Annotated in this window: 7 protein-coding genes; 3 read left to right on the forward strand and 4 right to left on the reverse strand. The window is 72.0% G+C overall.

Annotated elements, in window-relative coordinates:
- From E1293_RS42335 to E1293_RS42345, 3 genes are all read right to left on the reverse strand, one after another.
- The coding region (locus tag E1293_RS42335) for a sensor histidine kinase (RefSeq protein WP_243717402.1) at window positions 1-1,041 on the reverse strand (1,041 nt) is incomplete at its 3' end.
- Window positions 1,038-1,721, reverse strand: a complete 684-nt coding sequence (locus E1293_RS42340; protein WP_132205029.1) for a response regulator transcription factor — start codon at window positions 1,719-1,721, stop codon at window positions 1,038-1,040. The genes E1293_RS42335 and E1293_RS42340, both read right to left, overlap by 4 nt.
- Window positions 1,722-1,792: 71 nt before the next feature.
- The gene (locus tag E1293_RS42345; protein ID WP_132205031.1) at window positions 1,793-3,268 is read right to left on the reverse strand and encodes a glutamate-cysteine ligase family protein; all 1,476 of its coding nucleotides are present in this window, start codon (window positions 3,266-3,268) and stop codon (window positions 1,793-1,795) included.
- A 157-nt stretch (window positions 3,269-3,425) separates the two neighbouring features.
- Here E1293_RS42345 and E1293_RS42350 point away from each other — a divergent pair, with 157 nt between their 5' ends.
- On the forward strand, window positions 3,426-4,769 hold the full coding sequence (locus E1293_RS42350; RefSeq protein ID WP_132205033.1) for a sensor histidine kinase: 1,344 nt from the start codon (window positions 3,426-3,428) through the stop codon (window positions 4,767-4,769).
- Window positions 4,770-4,813: 44 nt separating this feature from the next.
- On the opposite strand, the gene E1293_RS42355 is transcribed toward E1293_RS42350, so the two are convergent.
- A complete protein-coding gene (locus tag E1293_RS42355; RefSeq protein WP_132205035.1) occupies window positions 4,814-5,362 on the reverse strand; it encodes a YceI family protein in 549 nt (182 codons plus the stop codon).
- Window positions 5,363-5,574: 212 nt separating this feature from the next.
- Here E1293_RS42355 and E1293_RS42360 point away from each other — a divergent pair, with 212 nt between their 5' ends.
- Entirely contained in the window at window positions 5,575-6,363 is a 789-nt protein-coding gene (locus E1293_RS42360) for a L,D-transpeptidase (protein WP_165978658.1), read from the forward strand.
- A 41-nt stretch (window positions 6,364-6,404) separates the two neighbouring features.
- A partial coding sequence (locus E1293_RS42365; protein ID WP_132205039.1) for a choice-of-anchor P family protein occupies window positions 6,405-7,074 on the forward strand: 670 nt, incomplete at its 3' end.

Here is a 7,074-nt window from a genome sequence, read left to right on the forward strand (position 1 = left end):
GGGGTCTCCGGGGGTCGAGGGGATCACTACGCGGATCCGGCAGCCGCTCGGCGTGTCGAGGACGGTGATGCCGCCGCCGTGCAGGTCGGTGGCCCAGCTCGCGATGGCGAGGCCGAGGCCGGTGCCGCCGCCGGGGGTGCCGGCGCCGCTCGCGGCGCCGTGGGAGAAGCGTTCGAACACGCGGGCGCGCTCTTCGGGGGGAATGCCGGGGCCTTCATCGGTGACTTCGATGATCAGTGCGCCCGTTGGGTTCGCGGGACGTGCGGTGACGGTGACGGGTTTTCCGGCGCCATGCCGGGCGGCGTTGTCGAGGAGGTTCGCGACGACCTGGTGGAGGCGGTCGCGGTCGGCCATAGCGTGCAGGCCGGGCGTGACGTCCGGTTCGAACACGGCGTCCGGGTGGCTCGCGGCGGCCTCCGCGGTGACGTCGTCGATGAACGCGGCGACGTCGATGTCGGTCACGTCCAGGACGGCGGCTCCGGCCTCGACGCGCGACAGGTCGAGGAGCTGGGTGACCAGGCGTCCGAGCCGTTCGGTCTGGTCGAGGGCCGTTTCGAGGACGTCCGGCGTCGCGGGCGTGACGCCGTCGGCGACGTTCTCCAGGACGGCGCGCAGCGCGCTGATGGGGGTGCGCAGCTCGTGCGAGACGTTCGCGACGAACTCGCGGCGCTGCCGGTCGACCTGGGCGAGGTCGGTGGCCATCCGGTTGAAGGCCTGCGCCAGCTCGCCGACCTCGTCCCGGGACGTGGCGCGCACGCGGCGGCTGTAGTCGCCGCGCGCCATCGCCCGCGCCGCGGCGGTCATCTCGCGCAGCGGCGCGGTCATGCCGTGCGCGAGCAGCTGGATGACGATCAGCGAGATGAGCACGCCGACCGGCAGCGTCTGGCGGGCGCGGAACCCCAGCGGGTACCCCCACAGGACGATCAGGACGGCGACGCAGGCGGTCACGACGACCACGACGCCGAACTTCACCTTGATCGACCGGAGCGGGTCCAGGGGGCGGGGCAGCCTTGCCCACAGCCTGTGGATGACGGCGGTCACGGTGCGGCCTCCAAGCTGTATCCGACGCCGTGGACGGTCCGGATCAGCTCCTGGCCCAGCTTGCGTCGCAGGGCTTTGACGTGGCTGTCGACGACCCGGGTTCCGGACGCGTCCGCCCAGTCCCACACCTGCTCCAGCAGGACGGCGCGGGTCAGGACGGTCCCCTGGTTGCGCAGCAGGCAGGCGAGCAGGTCGAACTCGGTCGGCGTGAGGTGCACTTCGCGACCGTCGCGGCGGACCCGCCGGGCGCGCTGGTCGATCTCCAGCTCGCCGATGCGCGTCGCACCGTCCGCGGCCTCCATGGCGGGCCGTTCGACGCGCCGCAGCACGGCCCGTATGCGGGCGACGAGCTCCCGCATGCTGAACGGCTTCGTCACGTAGTCGTCGGCGCCGACGCCCAGGCCGACCAGCAGGTCCGTCTCGTCGTCGCGGGCCGTCAGCATCAGCACGGGGACGGGACGTTCCGCCTGGACGCGCCGGCAGACCTCCAGCCCGTCGAATCCGGGCAGCATCACGTCCAGCACGATGAGGTGCGGCTCGTAGGCGCGGGCGCGCTCGACCGCGGAGGGGCCGTCGCCGGCCACGTCGACGCCGAAGCCCTCGGCGGCGAGCCGGTCGGCCACCGCTCGCGCGATCGTCGGCTCGTCCTCGACGACGAGGACCCGCGTCTCGTTGCTCACGGCCCGACTCTAGAAGGCCGATATGCGTGCGCCGGGTGTGATTTGTGGAGGACCTGTGAAGATCGGCGGGGCTAGGTCTCCCAGGTGTGGACGGGCTCGTTGTCGCGCATGTGCTCGGCGTAGGCGCGGGTCATCATGCGGAGGGCGTCGTGGCGGTTGACGCCGTGGTCCCGTTCGAGGGTGCCGACGGTGTCCAGCTGCCAGGCCGCGCCGGTCTGGCCGGTGACGCAGCGGCGCTCGATGATGCCGAGGAGGCGGTCGCGCCGGACGGGGTCGACGCCCCAGCGGTCGAGGCCCTCGTGGGCGAGCGGGAGCAGTTTGCGCAGGATCAGTTCGGCGGCGGGCACCTCGCCCATCCCGGGCCAGTAGAGGGTGGAGTCGAGGCCGTCGCGGGCGGCGCGGTGCAGGTTCTCCTCGGCGGTGGCGAAGGACATGCGCGTCCAGACGGGACGGTCGCCCTCGGCGAGCATCCGGACGACGCCGTAGTAGAAGGCTCCGTTGGCGACGACGTCGGCGACGGTCGGCCCGGCCGGCAGGACGCGGTTCTCCACGCGCAGGTGGGGGCGGCCCTTCACCACGGCGTAGATGGGACGGTTCCAGCGGTAGATCGTCCCGTTGTGGAGGGTGAGTTCGCCGAGTTCCGGGATGCCTCCTTCGTCCAGGACGTCCAGAGGGTCCTCGTCGTCGCACAGGGGCAGCAGCGACGGGAAGTAGCGGGCGTTCTCCTCGAAAAGGTCGAAGACGGACGTGATCCAGCGCTCGCCGAACCACACCCGGGGCCGGACGCCCTGCGACTTCAGCTCGTCCGGACGGGTGTCGGTGGCCTGCTCGAACAGGGTGATGCGGGTCTCGTGGAAAAGCCGGTGCCCGAACAGGAAGGGGGAGTTGGCGCCCATCGCGACCTGCGCGCCCGCGATGGCCTGGGCGGCGTTCCAGTAGGCGCCGAACTGGTCGGGGCTGACCTGCAGATGGAACTGGACGCTGGTGCACGCCGCCTCGGGGAGGATCGTGTCGGTGTGCATGTGGAGCGGTTCGGAGCCGTCGATCGCGATGCGCATCTCCTCGCCGCGCGCGGCGAAGATCTGGTCGTTCAGCATCTTGTACCGCGCGTTGGAGGACAGGGACTCCTCGCCGATGTCGGAGCGCCGCAGGGTCGGCAGGATGCCGATCATGAGCAGCCCGCCGCCGACCTCGCGGGCCCGCCCGTCGGCGTGCGCGAGGTGGTCGCGGACCTCGGCCTCCAGTTCACCGGTGCCCTCCCCGCCGAGCTCGCGGGGCGGGATGTTGATCTCCAGGTTGAACTGGCCCAGCTCGGTCGCCCACGCCGGGTCGGCGATCGCCTTGAGGACGTCCGCGTTGCGCATCAGCGGGTCGCCGAGTGAGTCGATCAGGTTGAGCTCGATCTCCAGGCCGATGTGCGGGCGCTCGAAGTCGAACTGGGATTCGCCCAGCATGCGGGCCAGCACGTCGAGGCACCTGCGGACCTTGTCGCGGTAGCGCCGCCGGTCCTCGCCGCTGATGGTGACCGAAGCCACGTCCCTGCCCATGTGTCCGTCCCTGTGCTTCGGAGGAACCGTCATAAAACGGGATGTCCCGGTGAGCGAGGGTGAAAACCCGGCGCGGAATTTCGGGCTCCCCGTTTTGTAACCGACCGGTAGCGTGTGGCTTCGTGCCGGGAAACCGGTACATCCTCCTGGAGTGGACATGCGCATGCGCCCCCGGTCCATCAGGGCCAGGGACACGCTCGTCGCCGCCGTGATCGCCGCGCTCGTCTTCGGCGTCACGGCCGCGGGTGTCGACTTCGCCGTACGCAGCGCCGTCAAGGCCGATCTTCTCCGCGCGACGCAGGTCGACGCCCGCCGAGTCAGCGGCGGCGTCCGCGACGGGACGCTGGAGGGCGCCATCCGGGACGACACCGACGGCCGCATCCTCGTCCAGGTCGTCGAGCCCGGCGGACGGGTCACCAACGCGACACAGGCCGCAACGGACAGACCCCCGGTGAGCAGACTCTGGCCGTCGAGCAACATGCGGGTGCGGGACTTCACCGAGTGCCACGGCTCCCGGCCGGGCCGCGAATGCTACGTCGTGGAGGCCATCCGGGTCAGCACCGCGCCCGACTCCGTCGTCGTGTACGCGTCGGAGCGGATGCCGTCCTACCTGGTGAGCGGCCTGCTGGAGGGGGTGCTCGGCGGCTGCGTCCTGCTGCTCGCCGGGATCGTCGCGTGGATCACCTGGCGCGTCGTCGGCCGCACGCTCGGCCCCGTCGAGGCGATCCGCGTGCAGCTCGCCGAGATCAGCGCCACCGACCTGAGCCGGCGCGTCCCGCAACCCGCCGGGCAGGACGAGATCGCGCAGCTGGCCCGCACCGCGAACGAGACGCTCGACCGGCTGGAGCGGGCCGTCGCGCGGCAGCGGCAGTTCGCCTCCGACGCGTCCCACGAGCTGCGCACCCCGATCGCCGGGCTGCGCGCCAACCTGGAGGACGCGTCCATGCACCCGGACGACAACGACCTCCCGGCCGTCGTCACGTCGGCGCTGCGCGACACCGACCGGCTGGAGTCGATCGTCACCGACCTGCTGCTGCTCGCCCGCATCGGCACCGGCGGGACCAGCGTGCAGGAGCCGATCGACCTGGGCGCGCTGGCGGAGGCCGAGGTCCGCCGCCGCGCCTTCGCCCTGAAGATCACCACCGAGGCCGTGCGCGGCGTCCGGGTGCGCGGGGTGCGCATGCAGCTCGTCCGGCTGCTGGGCAACCTGCTGGACAACGCCGAACGCTACGCCGACTCGTCCATCAAGGTGGAGGTGACCAGGGCGGACGGCCTGGCGCTGCTCACCGTCACCGACGACGGCGCGGGCATCGCGCCGGGCGACCGGGAGCGCGTCTTCGAGCGCTTCACCCGCCTGGACACCGCCCGCAGCCGGGGCGCCGGCGGCACGGGGCTCGGCCTCGCGATCGTCCGCGAGATCGCGCAGGTCCATGGCGGGACGATCCGGATCGAGGACCACGCCGCCGGCGCCCGCTTCGCCCTGCGCCTGCCCCTGGAATGACGGAAGGGCCGTCCGATCGCTCGGACGGCCCTTCCCGCAAGACGTCAGGCGCGGACGGCCTGGACCTCCAGCTGGATGTCGACCTTGTCGCTGAGCAGGGCCTTCTCGCCCTTCAGCGGGACGTTGAACTCGATGCCCCAGTCCTTGCGGTTGATCGAGACCTCGGCGGAGAAGCCGGCGCGCGTCCCGCCCCACGGGTCCTCGGCGACGCCGTTGAACTCGACCGCGAGGCTGAGCGGACGGGTGACGTCCTTGATCGTCAGCTCGCCGTCCAGGAAGTACTCGCCGCCCTCTTCCCGGACACCGGTGGTCGCGAACGTCATGGTCGGGTACTTCTCCACGTCCAGGACGTCGGAGGTCCGCACGTGCGCGTCCCGGTCGGGGTTGCGGGTGTCGATCGAGCCGACCTTGATCTCGGCGACGGCCGTCGACGCGGCCAGGTCGCCGGCGATCTGCACGGACCCGGTGAAGTCGGTGAACGTGCCGCGCACCTTGGTCATCAGGTGCCGGATCACGAAGGTGACCTCGGAGTGCCCGGGGTCGATGTTCCAGGTTCCGGCGGTCAGCTCGGGGGCGACGGCGGCGATGCTCATGAGATCTCCTCGGCTAGTTCTTGAAACTTCAACGACCTGTCGAAGGTTAGTTGAGGGTTCAAACACGTGTCAATCCCCGCTTGTTCCCGGCCGCCCCGACTAACCCCCCGCAACTCGCCCGGCACACCGTGCAACCCCACCGGGCCCTCGTGCGTAGACAGCGGGCACAGAGGCGAGCCGGAGCCCCCTCCGGCGGATCACTTGGAGTCTTCGTGAGCGACGAACCACCGCGCGCCGCCGGCCGGACGGCCGCGCCCGCCCTTCTTCTCGGAGCTGCCCTGCTCCTGACGGGATGCGGCGGACAGGACAAGGGCGCGCACGCCGGCGCGTCCCCGGCGGGCGGCACGGAGAAGCTGCCCCAGGCCACCACCTACACGACGCTGAACGACCTGCCGCGGGACGCCGCCCCGTCCGCCAAGGGCGACGGCACGGTGGTGCACCCGAACGACACGGTCCCGGTGTCGGCCAAGCCCGGCGCCCCCGCCATGGCGGAGCTGCCGAGCACCCAGCTCAAGGGTCCGACCTGGGTGCCCGTGCTGGAGAGCCGCCCCGGCTGGCGGCGCGTGCTGCTGCCGAGCCGCCCCAACGGCGTGACGGGCTGGATCCCCGACTCCGGCCTCAAGGCGGCGCGCAGCACCAGCGCCATCAAGGTCGACCTCGGCGACCGCAAGCTCACCCTCACCCGCGCCGGCCGCAAGGTCGGCACCTGGCCGGTGGCGGTCGGCGCGCCGAAGACGCCCACCCCCACCGGACGGACGTTCCTGCTCGCCTCCCTCGCCCCCGAGAAGCCGACCTACAGCCCGCTGATCCTGCCGGTCGGCGCCCACTCCGCCACCCTGGACACCTTCGGCGGCGGCCCCGGGACGGTCGCCTTCCACGGCTGGCCGTCCAAGTCGGTGTTCGGCAAGGCCGTCACGCACGGCTGCGTGCGCGTCCCCGCGGGCGCGCTGAAGCAGCTCTCCAAGGTCCCGCTCGGCACGTCCGTCCAGATCACGGACTGACGCCCCAACCCCCGCAACAGAACCCCCAAAGGAGAAACATCGTGCGTTTGCAGGCACTCACCAGGTGCGCGGCCGTCGCCGGCGCGCTGGCCCTGCCGCTCACCCTCGGCGCCACCGCCGCGTCCGCCACGAGCGGCGGCACCGGCGCGGCCTTCGCGATCTCCGCCACCGGCCCGGTCGCGATCCCGGCGACCCCCTCCGTGGCGTCCTCGGGACAGCAGCCCGTCCGCAAGAGCGTGGCCGAGCTGCCCGCCAACCCGCTCGTCCGGGCGCGGATCCTGAACGCCGCCGCCTGGTCCGGGCACGGCCGCGCCTCCGTCGTGGACCTGAACGTCGCCAAGATCGGCCTCTCCGCCCACGTCGTCACGGCCAAGTGCGAGAACGGCAACGGCGTCTCCCACCTGACCAAGGCGACACTGCAGGGCCGCACGCTGAAGCTCGACGCGTCGCCCAACACCACCGTCACCGCCGACCTGAAGGGCCTCGGCAATGCCACGGTGACGCTGAACAAGCAGGTCCGCGACAAGGACGGCAACCTCACCATCACCGCCATCGAGGTGAGCGCGACCCTCGCTGGCAAGACCCAGACGCTGAGCATCGCGTCCGCGACCTGCGGCAAGGCCGGCGACCACCCCGGCGAGCCGGGCGAGCCGGGCGAGCCGTCGACCCCGGGCAGCCCGTCCTCTCCGGCGACCCCGCCCGGCGAGGCCC

Source organism: Actinomadura darangshiensis, assembly GCF_004349235.1.
Taxonomy (GTDB): Bacteria; Actinomycetota; Actinomycetes; order Streptosporangiales; family Streptosporangiaceae; genus Spirillospora; species Spirillospora darangshiensis.

Excerpts from the sequence above, each read along its gene's own strand:
- E1293_RS42345 (WP_132205031.1), bottom strand. The coding sequence starts at position 3,268 with ATGGGCAGGGACGTGGCTTCGGTCACCATCAGCGGCGAGGACCGGCGG.
- E1293_RS42350 (WP_132205033.1), top strand. The coding sequence starts at position 3,426 with ATGCGCATGCGCCCCCGGTCCATCAGGGCCAGGGACACGCTCGTCGCC.
- E1293_RS42355 (WP_132205035.1), bottom strand. The coding sequence starts at position 5,362 with ATGAGCATCGCCGCCGTCGCCCCCGAGCTGACCGCCGGAACCTGGAAC.